Source organism: Corynebacterium sp. UD i78, assembly GCF_056280545.1.
Genome location: NZ_JBWCED010000001.1, coordinates 2078007 through 2098886, shown reverse-complemented (window position 1 = coordinate 2098886; position 20880 = coordinate 2078007). Strand labels below are relative to the sequence as shown.

23 protein-coding genes are annotated in these 20880 nt (G+C 67.3%); 20 read left to right on the top strand and 3 right to left on the bottom strand.

Features of this window, described 5'->3' with window-relative positions:
• The first annotated feature begins 12 nt into the window (after positions 1-12).
• From ACZ9GM_RS09900 to deoC, 8 genes are all read left to right on the top strand, one after another.
• Positions 13-756 (top strand): succinate dehydrogenase cytochrome b subunit, encoded by a 744-nt coding sequence (locus ACZ9GM_RS09900; protein WP_476037743.1) that lies wholly within the window; start codon positions 13-15, stop codon positions 754-756.
• A 28-nt stretch (positions 757-784) separates the two neighbouring features.
• Positions 785-2818, top strand: a complete 2034-nt coding sequence (locus tag ACZ9GM_RS09895; protein WP_291474376.1) for a fumarate reductase/succinate dehydrogenase flavoprotein subunit — start codon at positions 785-787, stop codon at positions 2816-2818.
• Entirely contained in the window at positions 2818-3567 is a 750-nt protein-coding gene (locus tag ACZ9GM_RS09890) for a succinate dehydrogenase/fumarate reductase iron-sulfur subunit (protein ID WP_291474377.1), read from the top strand. The genes ACZ9GM_RS09895 and ACZ9GM_RS09890 overlap by 1 nt, the downstream gene beginning before the upstream one ends.
• A gap of 154 nt (positions 3568-3721) precedes the next feature.
• Complete coding sequence (locus ACZ9GM_RS09885; RefSeq protein WP_291474378.1) at positions 3722-4066, top strand: hypothetical protein; 345 nt, start codon at positions 3722-3724, stop codon at positions 4064-4066.
• A gap of 177 nt (positions 4067-4243) precedes the next feature.
• Complete coding sequence (locus ACZ9GM_RS09880; RefSeq protein WP_291474379.1) at positions 4244-4600, top strand: YidH family protein; 357 nt, start codon at positions 4244-4246, stop codon at positions 4598-4600.
• 58 nt (positions 4601-4658) lie between these two features.
• The gene (locus ACZ9GM_RS09875) at positions 4659-5987 is read left to right on the top strand and encodes a DUF445 domain-containing protein (RefSeq protein WP_291474380.1); all 1329 of its coding nucleotides are present in this window, start codon (positions 4659-4661) and stop codon (positions 5985-5987) included.
• Between the two features lie 33 nt (positions 5988-6020).
• Positions 6021-6326, top strand: coding sequence for a DUF2516 family protein (locus tag ACZ9GM_RS09870; RefSeq protein ID WP_291474381.1), 306 nt, complete (start codon positions 6021-6023; stop codon positions 6324-6326).
• Between the two features lie 50 nt (positions 6327-6376).
• Complete coding sequence (deoC, locus tag ACZ9GM_RS09865) at positions 6377-7006, top strand: deoxyribose-phosphate aldolase (RefSeq protein ID WP_476038340.1); 630 nt, start codon at positions 6377-6379, stop codon at positions 7004-7006.
• A 28-nt stretch (positions 7007-7034) separates the two neighbouring features.
• Here deoC and ACZ9GM_RS09860 read toward each other — a convergent pair whose 3' ends face one another.
• Together ACZ9GM_RS09860 and ACZ9GM_RS09855 are read right to left on the bottom strand one after the other, a co-directional pair.
• The gene (locus tag ACZ9GM_RS09860) at positions 7035-7991 is read right to left on the bottom strand and encodes an LmeA family phospholipid-binding protein (protein WP_291474382.1); all 957 of its coding nucleotides are present in this window, start codon (positions 7989-7991) and stop codon (positions 7035-7037) included.
• Between the two features lie 247 nt (positions 7992-8238).
• Positions 8239-8739 carry a DUF2505 domain-containing protein gene (locus tag ACZ9GM_RS09855; protein WP_291474383.1) on the bottom strand — a complete coding sequence of 167 codons (501 nt, stop codon included), beginning with the start codon at positions 8737-8739 and terminating at the stop codon, positions 8239-8241.
• A 23-nt stretch (positions 8740-8762) separates the two neighbouring features.
• On the opposite strand from ACZ9GM_RS09855, the gene ACZ9GM_RS09850 reads away from it, so the two are divergent.
• From ACZ9GM_RS09850 to ACZ9GM_RS09825, 6 genes are all read left to right on the top strand, one after another.
• Positions 8763-9947 carry a UDP-N-acetylmuramate dehydrogenase gene (locus ACZ9GM_RS09850; RefSeq protein ID WP_476037742.1) on the top strand — a complete coding sequence of 395 codons (1185 nt, stop codon included), beginning with the start codon at positions 8763-8765 and terminating at the stop codon, positions 9945-9947.
• A gap of 28 nt (positions 9948-9975) precedes the next feature.
• The gene (gene mshA / locus ACZ9GM_RS09845) at positions 9976-11301 is read left to right on the top strand and encodes a D-inositol-3-phosphate glycosyltransferase (protein ID WP_291474385.1); all 1326 of its coding nucleotides are present in this window, start codon (positions 9976-9978) and stop codon (positions 11299-11301) included.
• A 95-nt stretch (positions 11302-11396) separates the two neighbouring features.
• Complete coding sequence (locus ACZ9GM_RS09840) at positions 11397-12014, top strand: type III secretion system chaperone family protein (protein ID WP_291474386.1); 618 nt, start codon at positions 11397-11399, stop codon at positions 12012-12014.
• A gap of 231 nt (positions 12015-12245) precedes the next feature.
• On the top strand, positions 12246-13001 hold the full coding sequence (locus tag ACZ9GM_RS09835; RefSeq protein ID WP_291474387.1) for a phosphoglyceromutase: 756 nt from the start codon (positions 12246-12248) through the stop codon (positions 12999-13001).
• 6 nt (positions 13002-13007) lie between these two features.
• Positions 13008-14300: a sensor histidine kinase gene (locus ACZ9GM_RS09830; protein WP_476037741.1), complete on the top strand. Its 1293-nt coding sequence runs from the start codon at positions 13008-13010 to the stop codon at positions 14298-14300.
• A 10-nt stretch (positions 14301-14310) separates the two neighbouring features.
• Positions 14311-15027, top strand: coding sequence for a response regulator transcription factor (locus ACZ9GM_RS09825; protein ID WP_291474389.1), 717 nt, complete (start codon positions 14311-14313; stop codon positions 15025-15027).
• A gap of 2 nt (positions 15028-15029) precedes the next feature.
• Here the strand turns inward: ACZ9GM_RS09825 and ACZ9GM_RS09820 are convergent, their stop codons facing one another.
• Complete coding sequence (locus ACZ9GM_RS09820) at positions 15030-15986, bottom strand: DUF3109 family protein (protein WP_476037740.1); 957 nt, start codon at positions 15984-15986, stop codon at positions 15030-15032.
• Positions 15987-16095: 109 nt separating this feature from the next.
• Here ACZ9GM_RS09820 and ACZ9GM_RS09815 point away from each other — a divergent pair, with 109 nt between their 5' ends.
• The 6 genes from ACZ9GM_RS09815 (at position 16096) to ACZ9GM_RS09790 (ending at position 20667) form a co-directional block, all read left to right on the top strand.
• Entirely contained in the window at positions 16096-17052 is a 957-nt protein-coding gene (locus tag ACZ9GM_RS09815) for a Ppx/GppA family phosphatase (RefSeq protein WP_291474391.1), read from the top strand.
• A gap of 171 nt (positions 17053-17223) precedes the next feature.
• On the top strand, positions 17224-18447 hold the full coding sequence (locus ACZ9GM_RS09810) for a hypothetical protein (RefSeq protein WP_476037739.1): 1224 nt from the start codon (positions 17224-17226) through the stop codon (positions 18445-18447).
• Between the two features lie 70 nt (positions 18448-18517).
• A complete protein-coding gene (gene proC / locus ACZ9GM_RS09805; protein ID WP_291474393.1) occupies positions 18518-19363 on the top strand; it encodes a pyrroline-5-carboxylate reductase in 846 nt (281 codons plus the stop codon).
• Between the two features lie 197 nt (positions 19364-19560).
• On the top strand, positions 19561-19761 hold the full coding sequence (locus ACZ9GM_RS09800) for a helix-turn-helix domain-containing protein (RefSeq protein ID WP_020442019.1): 201 nt from the start codon (positions 19561-19563) through the stop codon (positions 19759-19761).
• Positions 19762-20015: 254 nt separating this feature from the next.
• Positions 20016-20117 (top strand): 30S ribosomal protein bS22, encoded by a 102-nt coding sequence (locus ACZ9GM_RS09795; RefSeq protein ID WP_003855542.1) that lies wholly within the window; start codon positions 20016-20018, stop codon positions 20115-20117.
• Between the two features lie 286 nt (positions 20118-20403).
• Positions 20404-20667, top strand: coding sequence for a glutaredoxin family protein (locus ACZ9GM_RS09790; protein WP_291474394.1), 264 nt, complete (start codon positions 20404-20406; stop codon positions 20665-20667).
• Positions 20668-20880: the final 213 nt, after the last annotated feature.

Here is a 20880-nt window from a genome sequence, read left to right as displayed (position 1 = left end):
ACTGGAGGTGCCATGACTGTTAAATACGACGATCCCGTCGCACTGGAGCACGGGAAGCTGAACATCAAACCGCTCCGGGAAAAGCCTGATTTCCCGACCTGGGCGATGAAGCTGACGATGGCCGTGACTGGCCTCATTTTCGTCCTCTTCGTCCTCTTCCACATGGTGGGAAACCTGAAGGTTTACACCGGTGAAGAACACTTCGACGAGTACGCGCACTTCCTGCGCCGCATGGGTGAGCCGGTCTTCCCCCATGAGACGGTGCTGTGGATCCTGCGTGTCGTCCTGATCATCTGCCTCGTGCTGCACGTGTACTGCGCCTTCGTCCTTAAGGCCCGGTCCAGACAGTCCCGTGGCTCCGAGAAGCGCTTCGGCAAGGTGAAGAACTTCAACACCTTCACCGCCAGCTCCATGCTGGGTACCGGTTCTGTGCTGCTGCTCTTCATCATCTTCCACATCCTCGACCTGACCATCGGCACTGAGCCGGTGGCCAGCGACAAGTTCGAGAGTGGTTCCGCCTACGCCAACCTGGTCGCGTCCTTCGACCGCCCGGTCGTCGCCGTCTTCTACATCCTCTGCATGGTCGTGCTCTTCCTGCACGCCTCGCACGGTATCTGGACGGCTTCCTCCGACCTCGGCATCACCGGCCACCGGACCCGCCAGGTCATGCTGTGGATCGCGTACCTGCTCCCGGCGATCGTCATGATCGGCAACATCTCGATCCCGGTGGCCGTCCTGTGCGGTTTCGGTAGCTAGCGGATCTGGAAAAGGAGAAGAGACAACAATGGGAACAAGCAAGCCCCACCCGCACAACCAGACCGCGGACTTCAACTACGACGAGGCCCTGGCCGCATTTCAGGCCCCCGAGTCCAAGGTCGACGGCGTGTCCGTCGGCAAGGTCATCGGTGACAACGCTCCGCACGAGGTCGGACAGCAGCAGCAGTGGCAGTTCGACAAGGAGCACTTCAAGCTGGTCTCCCCGCTGAACCGTGCGAAGTTCAAGGTCCTCATCGTCGGCACCGGCCTCGCCGGTGGCGCCGCCGCAGCCGCCCTCGGTGAGCTCGGTTACGACGTGAAGGTCTTCACCTACCACGACAGTCCCCGCCGCGCGCACTCCATCGCCGCGCAGGGTGGCGTCAACTCCTCGCGCGCCAAGCGCCTGGACAACGACTCGACCTACAACCACACCAAGGACACCGTCAAGGGTGGTGACTACCGGTGCCGGGAGAACGACTGCTGGCGTCTCGCCATGGAGTCCGGTCGCGTCATCGACCACATGAACGCCATCGGTGCCCCGTTCTCCCGTGAGTACGGCGGAACCCTGGCCAACCGTTCCTTCGGTGGCGTGCAGGTGTCCCGCACCTTCTACACCCGTGGTCAGACCGGCCAGCAGCTGCAGCTGGCCACCACCTCTGCTCTGTACCGCCAGATCGGTGCCGGCAACGTGGAGATCTTCACCCACTCCGACGTCCAGGACGTCATCGTGGAGGACGGCGTCTGCAAGGGCATCGTCACCCGTAACATCATCACCGGTGAACTCAGCATCCACACCGGTCATGTCACCGTGTTCGCCACCGGCGGTTACGGCAACGTGTACCACATGTCCACGCTGGCCAAGAATTCCAACGCCAGCGCGATCATGCGTGCCTACGAGCAGGGCGCCTACATGGCGTCCCCGTCCTTTGTGCAGTTCCACCCGACCGGCCTCCCGGTCAACTCGGACTGGCAGTCGAAGACCATCCTGATGTCCGAGTCGCTGCGTAACGACGGCCGCATCTGGACCCCGAAGAAGAAGGACGACCAGCGGGACCCGATGACGATCCCCGAGGACGAGCGCGACTACTTCCTCGAGCGTCGCTACCCGGCCTTCGGCAACCTCGTTCCGCGTGACATCGCCTCCCGCGCAAACGCGCAGCAGATCAACGCCGGCTACGGCGTCGGTCCGAAGAAGAACTCGGTCTACCTCGACCTGACCCACGCCATCAAGAACCTCGGCGAGGACGTCATCCGTGAGAGGTACTCCAACCTCATCCAGATGTACGAAGAGGCCATCGGCGACGACGCGTACAAGACCCCGATGCGTATCGCCCCGACCTGCCACTACACCATGGGCGGTCTGTGGACCGACTTCCACGAAATGACCTCGATCCCGGGTCTGTTCTGCTCCGGTGAGTCCTCCTGGATGTACCACGGAGCGAACCGACTGGGTGCGAACTCGCTGCTGTCCTCCTCGGTCGAGGGCTGGTTCACCCTGCCCTTCACCATCCCGAACTACCTGGCCCCGCTGCTGGGTACCGAGGTCCCGGACGAAAACTCCGAGGCTGCGCAGGCCGCGCTCAAGCGCACCGAGGACCGCCTCAACAGGATCCTCAACATCCGTGGTCCCAACCCGCACGGTGCGGAGTACTACCACCGCCAGCTCGGTGAGATCCTCTACCGTTGCTGTGGTGTGGCCCGCAACGTCAAGGACATGCAGGAGGGCATCGACGAGATCCGCGCGGTCCGCAAGGACTTCTGGGAGAACGTCTTCGTCCCCGGCGGCACCGCCGAGATGAACCAGCAGCTCGAGTACGCGATCCGCGTGGCCGACTACCTGGACCTCGGTGAGCTCATGTGTGTCGACGCCCTGGACCGTGACGAGTCCTGTGGTGCCCACTACCGTGAGGACCACCTTGACGAGGAAGGCGAGGCGAAGCGCGACGACGACAACTGGTGCTTCGTCTCCGCATGGGAGCCTGCGGGCGAAGAGAAGTTCATCCGGCACTCCGAGCCGCTGTACTTCGACCGCATCCCGCTGATGACAAGGAACTACAAGTAATGAAACTGCATCTTGAAATCTGGCGGCAGGCGGACCGTAACGCCCAGGGACACTTCGAGTCCGTGGACGTGCCGGACGCTGTCGAGTCCATGTCCATCCTGGAGCTCCTCGACCACGTGAACTCCGGTTACGTCGAGGCAGGCAAGGAGCCCTTCGCTTTCGCGTCTGACTGCCGTGAGGGTATCTGCGGTACCTGTGGCCTCCTGGTCAACGGTCGTCCGCACGGTCCGGACCAGAATAAGCCTGCCTGCCAGCAGCGGCTGTTCAGCTACTCCGACGGTGACACCCTCAAGCTCGAACCGATGCGCTCCGCCGCGTACCCGGTCATCAAGGACATGGTCGTCGACCGGTCCGCGCTCGACCGCGTCATGGAGAAGGGTGGCTTCGTCTCGATCGTCGCCGGTACCGCTCCGGACGCCGACCACCTCCTGGTGAACCACCACGACGCCGAGCTCGCGCTCGACCACGCCGCCTGCATCGGCTGCGGTGCCTGCGTGGCCGCCTGCCCGAACGGTGCCGCGCACCTGTTCACCGGCGCCAAGCTGGTCCACCTCACACTGTCCCCTCTGGGTCGTATGGAGCGTGGCCGTCGCGCCAAGAACATGGTCGACGAGGTCGAGGGCACCTTCGGTCCCTGCTCCCTCTACGGCGAGTGCGCCGACGTCTGTCCGGCGGGTATCCCGCTGACCGCCGTCGCCGCGATCACCAAGGAGCGCGCCCGCGCCGCCCTGCGCGGCAAGGACGACTAGTCCTGACGGCCCGCTACGGCACAGCCACACCGTGCCCACCGCACGGCCACACCCGTGAAGGGGGAAGGACGCCCCGGCGTCCTCCCGTTGCTTCGGTGGTGCGGCACCCGGTGATCTAGAATTACCGGCATCCACACCGATGAAAGAGGAAAGAATGTCTGCCAACACCGCGCTGGAGACCCGGACGCCCACGAATGAGCTTGCCTACCTCGACGGATTCGTGCCGTCGACGTTCGACGCTCCCCACTCGTCGCTGCACCGCAGCGCCACCTGGATCGGCATGGGACTGATCCTCGTCTCCCTGGCCGGTTTCGGCACCTTCATCTACGGTTTCGGCGTCAACTCCGACACGACCTCCCCGATGGCGGACAACGGCGTCACGATCGGCGTCATCGGCCTGATCGCCGGCTTCGTCCTGCTGTTCGCCGGCTTCTTCCTCGTGCACGTCGGTCGTAAGAACTACCGCGCCTACAAGAAGGCCACCGGCCGGGTCCAGTAACCCGGCACGCCCGACCCTCACCGAGGGTCCGGCACCTCCAGTCCGGAGGCCCACACCACCCTTTCGGGTGGTGTGGGCCTCCGGCGTCTGTGGAACCATGGAATCAGGACGCGCACACCGACGGCAACCACCGCCGACCACACCACACCGCGTCCGTTCCTGGAGAAGGAGGACGCCATGTCACTCATGAAGGAGAACAAGAAGAAGCGCGTCGCTGTCGTCAACGGCGAGCCGGTGTACCTGGACGGCTACGTCCCCAGCAGCTGGGACTCGCACCACTCGTCCCTCATGCAGGGCTGGACCTGGATCGGCATGGGCGTGATCCTCTCGTCGCTCGCCGGATTCGGGGTGGCCATCTTCGGATTCACCTCCGCCGGGTTCGGTGGTAGCCCCGAAAGCCAGCCCGACGGCAACGTCATCGGTCTGGTCGGGCTGATCGTCGGCGTGCTGATGCTCGCCTACGGTGCATGGTCCATCCACCACGGCAGGGCCGCGTACCGCCGCTACAAGGAGTCCACCGGCCGCGTGCAGTAGGTCGCCTGTGGCGCTGTGCGGGCGTCTCAGCCGTGTTCGGGGGATACTGGACAGCACAATGAGCACTGCACACGACCCCCACGTCGACGCCCACGTCGACCCCACGAGTACTGTCCCCGGCCCGTCGCCCGAGACAGAGGCCGAGCGGCGCCGCGACCTGCGCCGCCACAAGAGCATCGCCACCGGTCTGCTGGTCCTCGCGACCGTGATCTACCTCTTCTGCCGCTGGTTGGAGGCCACCGGCCGCGACGCCGGCTGGACCGGTTACGTCCGGGCCGCCAGTGAGGCCGGCATGGTCGGTGCCCTGGCCGACTGGTTCGCCGTCACCGCCCTGTTCCGTCACCCGCTGGGCATCCCGGTGCCGCACACCGCGATCATCAAACAGAAGAAGGACCAGGTCGGTCACGCCCTCAGCGAGTTCGTCGGTGAGAATTTCCTCAACGCCACTCTCATCTCCCGCAAGCTCTCGGAGGCCCACATCCCTGAGCGGGCCGCGGACTGGGTGCTGGACCAGGGCGGTGCCGAGCGGACCGGTAAGGAGGTCGGACGCCTCGTCGATCTCGTCGTCAACGGCATCGACCCGGCCGAGGCGGAGCAGCTGCTGCGCACCCTGATCATCGACAAGGCCGCTGAACCGGCCTGGGGCCCGCCGCTGGGTCGGGCCCTGGAACAGCTCATCGCGGAGGGACGCGTCGAGCCCGCGGTGGACGCCGTCGTCATCTGGTTGGACGACAAGGCGACCTCGAGCGGGGATCTCGTGGCCCGACTGGTCGATGAGCGCACCCCCTCGTGGGCGCCGCGGTTCGTCCGGGAACTCGTCGGCGACAAGGTGCAGAAGGAACTCATCGCCTTCACCGGGGACGTCCGCTCCGACTCCGACCATGAGGCGCGTCACGCCATCCGACGTTTCCTCCACCAGCTCGCGCAGGACCTCCAGCACGACGGGGCGATGATCACCCGCGTGGAGGGGCTGAAGGCGGACATCCTCGCCTCGGTGCCGGTCCAGAGCCTGCCGGCGTCCGTGTGGGAGAACGTACGTGCCACGCTCACGGACATGGCGCGTGACCCGGACTCCCTGCTGCGCCGCAGGATCGTCGACTGGGTCACCGGGTTCGCCACCCGTGTCCGCGAGGAACCGGAACTGCGGACTGACCTGGAACGGCGCATCGTCGGCGCGGCGTCCTACCTGGCGGACAACTACGCCGGGGAGGTCACCGGCATCATCGGCGAGACCGTCGAGCGGTGGGACGCCGACGAGGCCAGCGACCGGATCGAGCTGATGGTCGGCAAGGACCTGCAGTTCATCCGCGTCAACGGCACCGTCGTCGGCTCGCTCGCCGGCCTGCTGATCTACACGCTCTCGGAACTCGCCTTCGGCCTGTTCTGAGCAGGCGCGCGCACCACGGTAGGCTGGATCACCATGAGTAACCCGGTGGCCTACGGATTCGACGCCCTCGCCTATCTTCTGCTGTTCATCCAGCTCGTGATCGTCATTCTGGCGGTCGTGGGTGCGATCCAGACCGCGATGACCCGGGAGGACGCCTTCTACGTCATCGACCGGAAGAAGATGAACTGGATCGGCGCACTCGCCGGGTCGGCGGCGGCGATCCTGCTGCTCGCCCCGCTGGGTGTCGGCTTCGTGTGGATCATCGGTGCGGTCGTCGTCGGTGTGTACTGGCAGGACGTCCGCCCGGCCATCCGTGAGGTCCTGGGAAACGCCCAGTGACCGGGGCAGCCACCGGACCGGTGCCGTCGCGTGCGCAGGTCGCCGCGATCATGGACGCCACCCTGCTCAAGCCTGAGGCATCCCATGCGGATGTGGGTGCCCTGGTGGCGGACGCCGCCCGGTTGGGCTGCGGTGCGGTATGTGTCTCCCCGTCGATGCTGCCGGTGCGTGACGTGCCGGAGTCTCTCCGGGTCGCCACGGTCGTCGGCTTTCCCTCGGGCAAGCACCACCCGCTGATCAAGGCGAGCGAGGCGCGGCTGGCGGTGTCCAACGGGGCCCACGAGATCGACATGGTCATCGACTTCGCCAATGCCCTCGCCAGGGACGCCAATGCCCTGATCAGTGAGATTGTCACGGTGCGTGAGGCAGTGCCCGCGCCGGTGGTGCTGAAGGTCATCCTCGAATCCGCGCTGCTCGATGACGAGCAGCTGCGCACCGCCTGCCGGGCTGCGGCGACGGCCGGGGCGGACTACGTGAAGAACTCCACCGGGTTCCACCCGGCCGGCGGGGCTTCGGTGGACGCCGTGCGCATCATGGCCGACGAGGTCGGTGGACGCCTGGGGGTCAAGGCGTCCGGGGGCATCCGCGACTGGGACACCGCCGTCGCGATGATCCGGGCGGGGGCGACCCGGCTCGGTGTCTCCTCCGCGGCGGCGATTCTCGCCGGCGCGCCGGCCTGACTGGGCGGCGCGACCGTCCGGCCTGAGATCAGGCGGCGGACAGTGTGGTGTCCGTGGTGGCGTCCACCTCGGAGGCGAGGTCGTCGACCTTCATGTCGGTGCCGTGCAGACGGACCTTGAGGCCGTCCTCGGTGACCGAGGCATCGGTGATCTCCAGGTTGTCGGTCTCCTCCACGGTCCGGGTCAGCGAGTCCGAGAGATTGCCGACCAGGGAATCCGGCATGCTCATCCCGAGGATCTTCATGTCCGCGACCTCGAAGGACATGCCTCCGTCTGCGACGGTCGGTGTCATCGACAGGGTCGCGAGGCCGCTGCTGATCTCGATGTCGAGGGTGCCGGTCTCCTCGTTCGTGGTGACGCCGGTGATCTGGATCAGTCCGGACAGGAGGTCACCGGTGCCGTCGTCGGCGGCCTGGTCGCCACCTTCCTCGGCCATGGACTTCTGGAGGACCGCGAGCAGGTAGTCCTGGGGGAGGACCGTATCGAGCGTGAGGTCGCCGATCACCGGGTCGTCGCCGGTGATCTCCATGTCCTCGGCGGTGAGGGTGGCTGCCGGCTGACCGGTGACGACCGGCTTGGAGCGGTCCGTGTCCTCGTAGCTGATGTCGAGGCTCGAGGGCAGGTCGACAGTCATCTTCGGGACCTTGCCCTGGATCAGGCCGAGAAGCATCGGCGAGGCACCGAAGCTGACGTCCGGGTCGCCGGAGAGTTCGATGCCCTGCTCCGCCGAGGAGTCGCGCAGTTCGTCGGCGACCTGACCCTTGAGGTAGAAGCGCAGGCCGAACTCCGCGGCGGCGAGGAGCAGCAGGATCACGACGATCACGGTGACGAGGATCTTGACGCCTTTGTTGCCGCGGGACTTTCCGCCGTTCCCGCGTCCGCCAGTGGTGCCGGCACCGCCGGATGCGTCGGTGCCGGGGTAGCTGGTGGGAGCGTCGGCGGGACGGCCCCAGTTGTCGGAGGATGCGTTGGATGCGTGAGTCACAGCGTCCAGTGTGGCCCATGGGATGAATCGGGTGCCAGTGGGGTGGTGGGTGAGGGCATTGATTGCCGGGGAATCGGTGATCCCCTGCCAGCGAACGGACAGGTGCGCCGGTGGCCGCGGCCCGTGCATTGAAAAACCCGCCGCCTCTGCTCCGGGGGAGCAGAGGCGACGGGTCGGGCGTGGCAGGGGGAGCCGGTCACGTGAGGATGACCGGGGTCGAACGGGCCAGACGGATCAGGCAGGCGAACTAGGCGTTCTCGGAGATCCACTTCTCGACGAGGGCGGCCTCGTTGACGAGGATGTCCTTGACGGCGTCGGCGACCTTGGGCTCGATGACCGCACCGATCATCGGGATCGTCACGTCGACGTCGGCCTCGGCTTCGAGGGTGGTGACACCGTTCTCCTCGAAGAGGGTCAGCTCGGCGGTGAACTTCACCGGGGCGCCCTTGATCTCGGCGGACATCTCGCCGTTGGAGACACCGTCGTTCAGCGGCTCGAAGGAGACGACGCGCTTGAGCTTGAGGCTCTGGGAGACCATGGAGCGCACGGCCTCGGGCAGTGCGTCGGTCGCCAGGACCTCGAAGAGGGTGACGTCGACGCCGTCGTCAGCGGAGAAGGAGTTGACCTCGCCCGGTTCGTCCGAGAGGTGCTGGGCGTCGTACTCCCAGTATGCGCGATCACTGAGGGCTGCGAACACCTTCTCGACCGGTGCGTTGACCGTGGCCGAGGTTTCGATGTGAGTAGTCATGCGAACAGACTACGGTAAACGGCGTGAGTTCTGTTGACCCCCTCCCTCGTCCCGTGTCCGATGCCCTTCTCGCATCGCTGTCCGCCACCCCCGGTGTGCGCTCGACAGACGCCACCTTCGCCGACCTGACCACCCTGCGTGTGGGCGGCCGACCGGCGGCGACCGTGGAGTGCGCCACGCCCGACGCCCTGGCGTCCACGGTCCGCTCCCTCGATGAGGCCGGCGTCCCCCTCCTGGTCGTCGGGGGTGGTTCCAACCTGGTGGTCGGCGATGACGTCGGAGACCTGGTCGCGGTCGTCGCCGTCACCGACGAACAGCCCACCGTGGTCGGGGAGGACGTCACCTCCGTCGTCGTCCGCGCGTCCGCCGGCACCGTCTGGGATGACCTGGTGGCCTGGTCGGTGCAGCACACCTACGGCGGCCTGGAGTGTCTCTCCGGCATCCCGGGGACGGTCGGGGCGTCCCCGGTGCAGAACATCGGCGCCTACGGGGCGGAGGTCTCGGGTCTGCTGCACCGCGTCCAGCTGCTCGACCGCACCAGCGGCGAGCTCACCTGGGTCACCCCGGACGCCCTCGACCTGTCCTACCGCTACTCGAACCTCAAGTTCACCGCCCGCGGCGTGGTCACCGCCGTCGAGTTCCGGCTCACAACCGACGGCCTCTCGGTGCCGCTGCGCTTCGGGGAGCTGGCCCGACGTCTCGGCGTCACCGAGGGCGAGGACCACCCGCGGCGTCCGGTCGCCGGGGTGCGTGAGGCGGTGCTTACCCTGCGCGCGGGCAAGGGCATGGTCCTCGACGACGCCGATCACGACACCTGGTCCGCCGGCTCCTTCTTCACCAACCCCGTCGTCACCGGGGAGGACGCCAGGGACGCCGTCACCGCCAGGGTCGCCGACCACTGCGGGGCCGCGGAGGTGGAGGGCATGCCGAGCTACCCGGCCGGCACCGACGCCGACGGTCGCCCGCAGTTCAAGTTCTCCGCCGCCTGGCTCATCGAGCGCGCCGGGTTCCCCAAGGGCTGGAAGATCCGGGAGGACGCGCCGGCCGGCCTCTCGACGAAGCACACCCTGGCGCTGACGAACCGGGGGTCGGCGTCCTCGGCGGACATCGTCGAACTCGCCACCGCGGTGCGCGACGGGGTGCGCGACGTCTTCGGGGTGACGCTGGTCCCGGAGCCGGTGTGGATAGGTGTGACCCTGCAGGCGTGACCCTGCAGGACTGACTACTATTCGGTGCATGCGCGTCGCGATGATTTCCATGCACACCTCCCCGCTGGAGCAGCCGGGTATCGGGGATGCCGGGGGGATGAACGTCTACGTCCGGAACGTCGCCTCGCACCTGGCGTCCCACGGGGTGGAGGTGGACGTGTTCACCCGCGCCACCCGCGCCTCGCAGGGGGAGGTCGTGGAGGTGGAGCCGGGGTTCCGCGTCATCAACTGTGTCGCCGGGCCGTTCGAGGGTCTGGCGAAGGAATCACTGCCGACGCAGCTCACCGCCTTCACCGGCTCGGTCATCGCCTTCGTGCGTACCGAGGCCGCCCGCCGCTCCGATGTGCCGGAGACCGCCTGCACCCGCACCGGCGCCGGGGTCTACGACATCATCCACACCCACTACTGGCTGTCCGGGCAGGTCGGCTGGCTGCTGCGTGACCTGTGGGGTGTGCCGCTCGTCCATACCGCGCACACCTGGGCGGCGGTGAAGAACCTGGGCCTGGCCGACGGCGACACCCCGGAGCCGGAGTCCCGACGGATCTGTGAGCAGCAGATCGTCGACAACGCCGACCGGATCATCGTGAACACCGAGGAGGAGTCTGCCGCGATCATCGCCGCCTATGACGCCGACCCGGAGCGACTGGCCATCATCGCACCCGGTGTAGACATCGAGCGGTTCACCCCGGGCTCGGACCGGGCGACCGAGCGGGCGCGCCGTGAACTCGGCATCCCGCTGCGTGCGAAGGTCATCGCCTTCATCGGACGCCTGCAGATGCTCAAGGGCCCGCACATCCTGCTGCGTGCTGCCGCTGAGCTGATCCGGCGTCATCCCGGCCAGAACATCCGCGTGGTGATCTGCGGTGGGCCCTCGGGCACCGGGTTGGAGCGTCCTGATGAGCTGCACGATCTCGCGGCGGAGCTGGGTGTGACCGGATACGTGAGGTTCCTGGCGCCGCGTCCGCCGGAGGAGCTGGTGACCGTCTACCAGGCCGCGGACATCATCGCGGTGCCGAGCTACAACGAGTCCTTCGGGCTGGTGGCGCTGGAGGCGCAGGCCTCGGGCACCCCGGTCGTGGCGGCCCGGGTCGGTGGGTTGCCACTGACGGTCACCGAGGGTGAGTCCGGACTGCTCGTCGACGGCCATGACCCGTCGGTGTGGGCTGAGGCCCTGGAGACACTGGTCATCGACGATGACGCGCGGATCGCCATGGGCGCTGCGGCGCCCGGGCATGCGGCGGTCTACTCGTGGGACGCCACCGTCGAGCGCATGAAGGGTGTCTACGACCGTGCGCTGGGCGACGGTGCGGCGGAATCATGGGACCGGGTGCCGCACGGGGTGCCGCTGCACTGAGGTACATCCGGACCCGGACGGCCGGGGCCGGCGTCCTTAATGCGGCGTCCTTAATCCGGCGTCCTGATCCGACACCCGGGGGTAAGTTCGGAACCATGGAACTTGCTGATCTCACCGCACTGCTGGACACCGCACTCGGAGGCCCGGAGGGTGACCCCGAGACCGGAGGAACCGGGTACACCATCTCCAACGGAGTTGCCGCTGTCGTGCTGCCGGGGGAGGCGCGGCTGAAAACGAACACGCTGTTCATCCCGCAGGACAACGGTGTGCGGGTCGAGGCGTTCGTCTGCCGTGCCGTCGAGGAGAACCACGCCGACGTGTACCGGATGCTGCTGCAGCACAACCGGAAGGCCTACGGCGTGCACTACACGCTGGACAACAACTCGGACATCTACCTGGCCGGACAGTTCACCGATGCACTGACCGCCGATGACGTGCAGCGGACCCTCGGTCAGGTGCTCGAGCTCGCCGACGGTGACTTCAACCGGATCCTCGAGCGGGGTTTCGAGAGCTCGATCCGCCGCGAGTGGGCGTGGCGGCTCAAGCGTGGGGAGTCGACCCGCAATCTCGAGGCCTTCCAGAAGCTGCGTCCTGCTGAGGACGCTGCGGATGGTGATGAGGGGGGCGTCGCTCCGTCTGAGTCGGCGGCCTCGTCAGCTCCGTCTTCAGATCCGACCCCCGGCCCTGGCGCCCCGGTCCCGCCGACCAGCTGAGCTGTCGCCGAAAAGTGTTACCAGTACTGGCTGGCAACACTTTTCTCGACCTGCGGAAGTGTCACATTATGACACAGGCAGTTGGTAACACTTTTCTGGACCGGCCGTAGCGCGCCGTCCGTCCCACGCAACGGGAACAACAGGCCGCATTCCGGGAAACCCGGGGTTAAGAGGGGTGAATCCCGGTCCACTCCGCTGTGCCCGTACCACAGTCGTGGCACAATGAAGACCATGAGCAACAACAGCAACGGCACACTGATCCTGCTCCGTCACGGGCAGAGCGAGTGGAACGCCTCCAACCAGTTCACCGGATGGGTCGACGTCGACCTCACCGACCAGGGTCGCGCCGAGGGCGCCAACGCCGGCAAGCTCATCGCCGACGCCGGTCTCGAGCCCGGCATCCTGTACACCTCGCTGCTGCGTCGTGCGATCACCACCGCGCACCTCGCCCTCGACGCCGCCGACCGCCTCTGGATCCCCGTGATCCGCGACTGGCGACTCAACGAGCGTCACTACGGTGCCCTGCAGGGTCTCAACAAGGCCGAGACCAAGGAGAAGTACGGCAACGACCAGTTCATGGCATGGCGCCGCAGCTACGACACCCCGCCGCCCGAGCTGGAGGACGATTCCGAGTACTCCCAGGCCGGTGACCCGCGCTACGCCGGTATCGAGAACCCCCCGCGCACCGAGTGCCTGCTCGACGTCGTCAAGCGCTTCGTCCCCTACTTCACCGTCGAGATCCTCCCGCGCCTCGAGGCCGGCGAGACCGTCATGGTCGCCGCCCACGGGAACTCGCTGCGTGCCCTGGTCAAGCACCTCGACAACATCTCCGACGAGGACATCGCCGGCCTGAACATCCCGACCGGCATCCCGCTGGTCTACCGTTTCGCCGCCGACGGCTCCGTCACCAACCCCGGTGGCGAGTACCTCGACCCGGCGGCCGCCGAAGCCGGCGCAGCCGCAGTCGCCGCGCAGGGCGGTAAGTAGAAGCAGATGGGGACGCCAGCAGTACTGGTTCTCGGCGTCCTTCTGGGGGTCCTGGTCACCGCGGGAGCGGCGGCTGTCGTCGCCGTGCTGCGGCGTCGGGCCAGGGAACGGCGTGCCCGCGAGGACCGCGAGAAGCGTGAGGTGCACCGGCAGCTGTCGACCATCGCGCAGGTGATGCACTTCGCCGTGGATGCCGCGCCCGCCGCAGCGGTGGTCGTCGACACCCGGCAGGATGTCATCCTCGCCAACCGGATGGCGGAGAAGCTCGGCGTCGTCGTGGACCGTGCCCTTGTGCCGGAGGTGTGGCGCCTGGTGGAGCTGGTCTTCGACGACGGCGACAGCCGCGAACTGGTCCACAGTCCGACCCATGCCGGGTTCCGGGACCGGCCGGTGTTCTCGGTCCTGGTGCGTGCACAGCCGCTGACCTCGGCCGACGACCGTTTCGTGGTGGTATACGCCTGGGACAATTCGGAGAATGTCCGGATGGAGTCCGCCCGCCGTGACTTCGTGGCGAACGTCTCCCACGAGCTGAAGACTCCGGTCGGGGCAATCTCCCTGCTGGTCGAGGCGCTGGTGGACGCCGGAGACGACCCTGCGGCGGTCGAACACTTCGGTGCACGGCTGCAACGGGAGACCACCCGCATGTCGACGATGATCGGCGAGCTGATCACGCTGTCGAAGCTGCAGGGGGCGGCGTCCCTGCCGGATCCGGAACCGGTGGACGTCGACGCCGTCATTGAGGCCGCCGTCGGACGCAACCGCGAGACCGCCGAGATGCACGGCATCGAGCTGAAGACGGACGCCCCCTCTGGAGCCCGCCTGCTCGGCGACGAGCATCTCCTGGTCACGGCGGTGGCGAACCTTATCGCCAATGCGGTGAACTATTCGCCGGAGGAGACGCCCGTCTCGGTCAGCCGGGCGGTGAAGGGCGAGTCGGTGATCATCCGGGTCACCGACCACGGCATCGGTATCGCGCCGGAGGACCAGCAGCGCGTCTTCGAACGGTTCTTCCGCGTCGACCAGGCCCGCTCGCGGACAACCGGCGGCTCCGGCCTGGGCCTGGCACTGGTCAAGCACACGGTGATCAACCACGGCGGCAATGTCTCACTGTGGTCGCGGCCGGGCACCGGCTCGACGTTCTCGCTGGAGTTCCCGGTCTTCCGGGAGGACACCGCCCCACAGCCCGATGAAGTTCCGGACCAGGAACGCCTCACTGCCACGGACCGGGTAGGTGACGCCCAGATGAACACACGACGAAGTCACGGTGAGGCAGCGGACGTTCCGGGAAACTCCACCTAGACTCTGAGCCGTGAACAGTACGTCGCACGTCCTCATCGTCGAAGATGAGGAGTCCCTCTCTGAGCCCCTGGCCTTCCTCCTTGAACGGGAAGGTTTCACTGTCACGACCGCAGCCGACGGGCCGTCCGCACTGGAACGGTTTTCCGCGGCGGAGTCCGGCGCATCGCCGACCGGCCCGGTCGACATCGTCCTGCTCGACCTCATGTTGCCGGGCATGTCCGGGACGGAGGTGTGCCGCCAGCTCCGTGCGACCTCCTCGGTCCCGGTGATCATGGTGACCGCCCGTGACAGTGAGATCGACAAGGTCGTCGGCCTGGAGCTCGGCGCCGACGACTACGTCACCAAGCCCTACTCAGCCCGTGAGCTCATCGCCCGCATCCGCGCGGTCCTGCGACGGGGTGGCGAGGCGGAGAACCCGGAGGACGCCACCTCGGTCATCTCCGGTGGGCGGGTGACCATGGATGTCGAGCGGCATGTGGTGACAGTGGCGGGGGAGGAGGTCGCACTGCCGCTCAAGGAGTTCGACCTGCTGGAGTACCTGCTGCGCAACGCCGGCCGCGTGCTGACCCGCGCCCAGCTCATCGACCGGATCTGGGGCTCGGACTACGTGGGGGACACCAAGACCCTCGACGTGCACGTCAAGCGGCTGCGCGGGAAGATCGAGGAGGACCCGTCCTCCCCGGTGCAGCTGCTCACGGTCCGGGGGCTGGGCTACAAGTTCGCCTGACGCTACCCGCGCTGCTGCGCGGCGACCGTCGCCGGGTGGATGCTCAGCAGCGGCAGTCCCGACGGCGAGATCCCACCGGTCAGCGGCTGCGGCAGGGACGCCACCAGCTCCGTCCGTGCCCGGCAGTGCTCCGCGAGCAGCTCGTAGGCCGGCTCACCGATGAGTTCGGTGAGCTCCTCGGCGCAGCTCTCCCACAGGCCGGTCGAGCCGGAGTGGCAGCCGGGGTCCGAGGTGCAGTACCAGTCGAAGTCCTCGCCGCCCTCGCCCCAGCCGCGCCGGGTGTACTCGGTGACGGTGGTGCGCAGCATCTCGCGTCCGTCCGGGGCGGTCTCCCAGTCCTCCAGCCGGCGCAGCGGCAGCTGCCAGCACACCTCCGGCTTGGCGACGGTCACCGGCACATCATGACGCAGTGCCCAGCCGTGCAGCGCACATCCCGCCCCACCGGCGAAGCCGGCGCGGTTGGCGAAGACACAGGCACCCCGCAGGACGCGGGTCTTCAGGGCGGGTTCGGGCTCGCCGGTCTTCTCGTCATCCAGCTCATCCCAGACGAGCCACGGTTCGGGACCGGCGGCGCAATCGTTGTCGTCAGGGGCGGCGTCTTCCCCGAGTGCGAGCACCTCGCCGCGCAGCTGCCAGTCCTCGTCGGTGAGCCGGGACGCGATCTCGGTGAGCGCGTCATTGTCGTCCTCGTCGGTGAGGAAGGCACCGTGGACGCAGCAGCCGACGTCGGGGTTCTCCGCGTCGATGCCGTGGCAGGCGTCCGTGCCGAACCGGCAACGGTAGGTCGAGGTCAGCCAGGTGAGGTCGGCCTGGATGATGTGCTCCGGATCGGCGGGGTCGATGAACTCCAGCCATTCACGTGGGTGCCCGTCGGGGAGCTCCCGGCCTGCGCGGATCGACAGATCGGCCGGTGTTCCGTCGGGAAAACCGGTGGCGGGAATCTGTTCCGGGGCAGCCACCGTTCCACTGTAACGCCGGGGTGGTCAGCGGCGAATTCTGCGGTCGCTCCGGGGATTCCTGTGCCCCGCGACACACGGGGGAGGAGTCGGAACCGCTATTCTGGACGGCGTGCGATTAGGCGTCCTGGATGTGGGAAGTAACACGGTCCATCTTGTTGTGGTGGACATGGCCCCCGGCGGTCCCCCGACCCCGATGAGCAACTGGAAGACCCCGATGCGTCTTGTCGAGTACCTGGACAAGGACGGTGCCATCACCGGCAAGGGATCGAAGAAGCTCATCAAGGGTGTCGGCCTGGCCCGCGAGATGGCCGAGCAGTTCCACTGCGATGAGCTGCTGCCCTTCGCCACCTCGGCGGTGCGGTCGGCGACCAACGGTGAGAAGGTGCTCGACGCGGTGGAGGGGGAGACGGGCGTCCGCCTGAACATCCTCTCCGGGGCGGACGAGGCGAAGCTGACGTTCCTCGCGGTGCGCCGCTGGTACGGCTGGTCCGCCGGTCGGATCTGCGACCTGGACATCGGCGGCGGCTCGCTCGAGATGTCCGTCGGCGTCAACGAGATGCCGGATGTCGCCGAGTCCGTGAACCTCGGTGCCGGCCGGCTGACCCACGACTGGTTCGACACGGACCCGCCGAAGAAGAAGGAGATCAAGGCGCTCGCCGAGTACATCGACGACACGCTCGCCGAGCCGGTGAAGCTGCTGCGGGATGCCGGCCCCGTCGATCTCGCCGTCGGTACCTCGAAGACCTTCCGGATGCTCGCCCGCCTCACCGGTGCGGCCCCGAGCTCCGCCGGGCCCCGGGTGCGCCGTGTGCTCACCCAGGCTGGTCTGCGTCAGCTGACCTCGTTCATCTCGCGGATGACCGCGGCAGACCGTGCGGAACTGGAGGGTGTCAGTGCCGACCGTTCCCACCAGATCGTCGCCGGTGCGCTCGTGGCGGAGGCGGCGATGCGTCACCTGGGCATCGAGCAGCTGCAGATGTGCCCGTGGGCACTGCGTGAGGGCGTGATCCTGCGTCGGGCGGACGCCGGGGAGGGCGTATCCGGGAGTTTCCTGATCGACGGCTGATGCGTCGGTAGCGGCGGATCTGTGGCTCCGAATCTGCTACGAATGTCGGCGGGTGTGCCGGATGCGGTGTGAGTTGTGATTCGGCAACTGTAGAGTGTCACCTGTAGTACCTCTCCGCCCGGTGTCAGCCGCCGGCCGGTGGGGTGGGACGGAGACTGATGGGATTCAAGGATGAGTGAGAAGCTGACGGTCGCGGAGCTACTGGCCCGCAATGCCAGAGAAGGTGGGCGCACCTCCTCCGACCGGCCCCGTCGACGCCGCAACCTCGACGAGGGCGGGGTCTCCGTCTCTGAACTGACCGGGTCGATCCCCGTCGTGAAGATCGACGACGAGGACGGTCAGGGCGAGGGTAAGGCCGCGAAGGACGCCGAGGGCGCCGGGAACGGTGCGAGCCCCGCGAACACCGCGAGTGTCGTCGCCGGTGCCGCCGGTGCCGCCGGTGCCGCCGGTGCCGCCGGGGCCGCCGGTGCCGCCGGTGCCGCCGGTGCCGCCGGGGCCGCCGGAGCCGTAGGGGGCCAGAAGGACGCCACGGCCCAGCGCCACGGTGGACACCAGGCCGAGGAGCCGGTGCAGGCTGAGACGACTGGGGTCGCTGAGACACCTCAGACCCATGAGGGCTTCGACGAGCAGTCCACGATCGTCCAGGCTGTCGTCCCTGACTCCCTGCTCACCAGCGCCAACCCCTCGGCCGAGTTCGTGGCCGTGCACGCTGAGGACGCTGAGGACGCTGAGGACGCTGAGGACGCTGAGAGCCTCGACGCGGACGCTGCCGACACGGACGCTGCCGACGACGGTGACTCTGCGGTCGATTCCGGCGCCGATGTCATCGAGGGTGAGGTTGTCGAGGACACCGCTGACAGCGAAGGCTCTGACCGCGTCGACGCCGTCGACGCCGTCGACGCAGCCGACGCAGCCGAGCTGGACGACGTCGATGCACCCGACGAGGCCGACGACTTCGCTGTCGCCGCGTCCACCGGTGCAGGCGCCACCGCAGGCGCGGGTGCCCTCGCGGCATCCTCCCTCGCGGAGCCGGGAACGGATCGCGTCTCCACCGAGGTGCCCGCCGAAGCAGCAGCCAAGGCTCCGTCGAAGAAGACCGGTGCCTCGAAGAGCGACGAGGTCGTCGAGTACGAGGACGACACCGTCTCCTGGCCCGCTGTGATCGCCCAGTCGGCGGCCGCAGTCATCATCGGCGTCCTCATCTTCTTCGGATTCACCCTCCTGTGGGACAACCTCGGCACCGTTCTGGTGCTCGTGATGGCCCTCGTGGTCACCTGTGTATGCGTCGGCGTGGTGCACACGCTGCTGCGTCACCGAGACACATTGCTGCTGGTCCTGACCTTTGTCGTCGGCATTGCGCTGACCGTCGGACCACGCCTCATCATGTCGATCTGACCGGGGCGCGGCACCGTGCCGTGCCCTCCCCGGGTGGCAGTGGGGTGGTGCCACCTGGCACGCTGGGGGCATGACCAAAATTGCAATTATCGGCGGCGGAAACATCGGCGAGGCCCTGGCCTCCGGACTCGTGGCGGACACGTCCGGTGCGGCGGCGGAGATCTCGGCGTCCGATGTGACCGTCGTCGACCCGTATGCACCCCGCCTCGACTACCTCCGTGAGACCTACGGTCTCGCCACCACCGATGACGCCACCGAGGCCGCCAGCGAGGCGGACATCGTCGTCATCGCCGTGAAGCCCTACCTCGTCTCCACCGTCCTGGAGCAGATCTCCTCCACCATCGACTCCAACGACGCCGAGACGGTTATCGTCTCCGTCGCCGCCGGTGTCACCCTGGCCACCATGGAGGCCGCACTAGCCGCAGGCGTGCCCGTCGTGCGCGTCATGCCGAACACCCCGATGCTCGTCGGCAAGGGTACCAGCGCGGTCGCCGGTGGCCGCTTCGCCAGTGACGAACAGGTTGAGACCGTGCGTGGCCTCATGGAGGCCGTCGGTACCGCCGTGACTGTCGGTGAGAAGGACATGGACGCCGTGACGGCCGTCTCCGGCTCCGGCCCGGCCTACGTCTTCCTCGTCGCCGAGGCGATGACCGAGGCCGGCGTCCAGCTCGGGCTGACCCGTCCGGTCGCCGCCCAGCTCGCCGCCGGCACCCTCGAGGGTGCGTCCGCGATGCTCGTGAAGGGCGACAAGTCCGCCTCCGAGCTCCGCGGCAACGTCACCAGCCCCGGCGGAACGACCGCCGCCGCCGTCCGTGGCCTCGAGGAGAACGGTATCCGCAAGGCCTTCTACCAGGCCATGGAGGCGTGCGCCGAGCGCTCTGCGGAGCTCGGCCGGCCGGCTTCCGACGAGGACTGACCCGCATTTTTCAGATGGTGAATAGTCGCGGCACCCCTGCCCGGCCCCCTGTCCCGTGAGTATCACGGGTGTCATTCATCTCTTCGTATCCCACAAGTCACACAGATAACGCTAGTATGGTCCCAGCGCACCGTTGTGACTGTTTCTGCAGGAGGGGAAGCCTGCAGCGCACGGAGGCGTCGTAAGGATGGAACACTATGGCAAGTAACGACAGCGGAACATTCCTGACCGTCGCTGAGGTCGCCGATCTCATGCGTGTCTCGAAGATGACCGTGTACCGGCTCGTGCACTCCGGCGAACTGCCGGCCGTGCGGGTGGGCCGGTCCTTCCGCGTTCACGAGCAGGCCGTCGAGGAATATCTCGGTGCGTCGATCTACAACGCGGACCAGGCGGGCTGATTCCACCCACGCCGCCACCCCGGGCTGATGCCCCGGACCCCTCCTGTGCCGGTGCCTGCACCGTGTTAGAGGAGGGGTCTTTTTGTCCCCGGCGTGCACGGGCGATAGAGTAGGGGTCATTCGTGTCGGTTCGGTCTCGGAATGGTCCTTGCCGCTACCGATCGCCTGCGGAGACTCCTTGCCGAGTCGCCGGCTCCGGGCGGTCGGGTACCGATCACAGTTGTCCGTTACCGAATCATTGACGAGGAGGACCTATGGGTTCCGTCATCAAGAAGCGTCGCAAGCGCATGTCGAAGAAGAAGCACCGCAAGATGCTTCGCCGTACCCGCGTTCAGCGGCGGAAGCTCGGCAAGTAGAAAGTCGCCGGCCGTAGGGTCGGTAGCTTTCTCGCCAGCAGCAGGAAGGCGTGGTCCCCGGAGTGCCGGGAACTGCGCCTTCCGGCGTTTCCGGGGGAGGGTGGTTGTGGTGGTCGGGGGTGGTCGGAGGCTGATGTCCGGAAGTAGTGCTGAGAAGTCGGAAAACCCGCTGGCGACCGACCTGTCGGCACTACTTTCGGACGTCGGGGGCAGACAGACGACCTGTCGGCACTATTTCCGGACGCCGGGATCTCGCCGGGATCTCGCCGCGACTAGGCTCGCAGCCATGGCTCCTCCCACCCCGGTCACCGTCACTCTCCTGGTCCGCAGCACCTGTGGTTCGTGCGTGAGAGTCAGGGAACAGATCACCCCGCTGTGTGCGGATCTGGAAGCCGACCTGGAGATTGTCGACGTCGACGGGGAGACCTCGCTGACTGTCGAGTTCGGGGACCGTGTCCCGGTGGTGCTCGTCGACGACGAGGAGGTCGCCTGCTGGGAGATCGACGATGAGGAACTGGTGGCCGCCGTCACCGCCGCGCGAGCAAGCTGACCGAGAGCAAGCTGAACGCGAGCAACCTGACATCAACCTGACACTGAAACCCCTGCGCGAAACCGGACGCCACCCGTGCCGCGCGGGGCGGCACCATATACATCACCCACCCGCACGCTTTGGTCATCGGGGGGTGGAACAGATACCGTAGGTATCCGTTGACTCCATTGGAGGCCCCGTCGGCCCCGGCGGAGTCCCAATGAATTCATACGC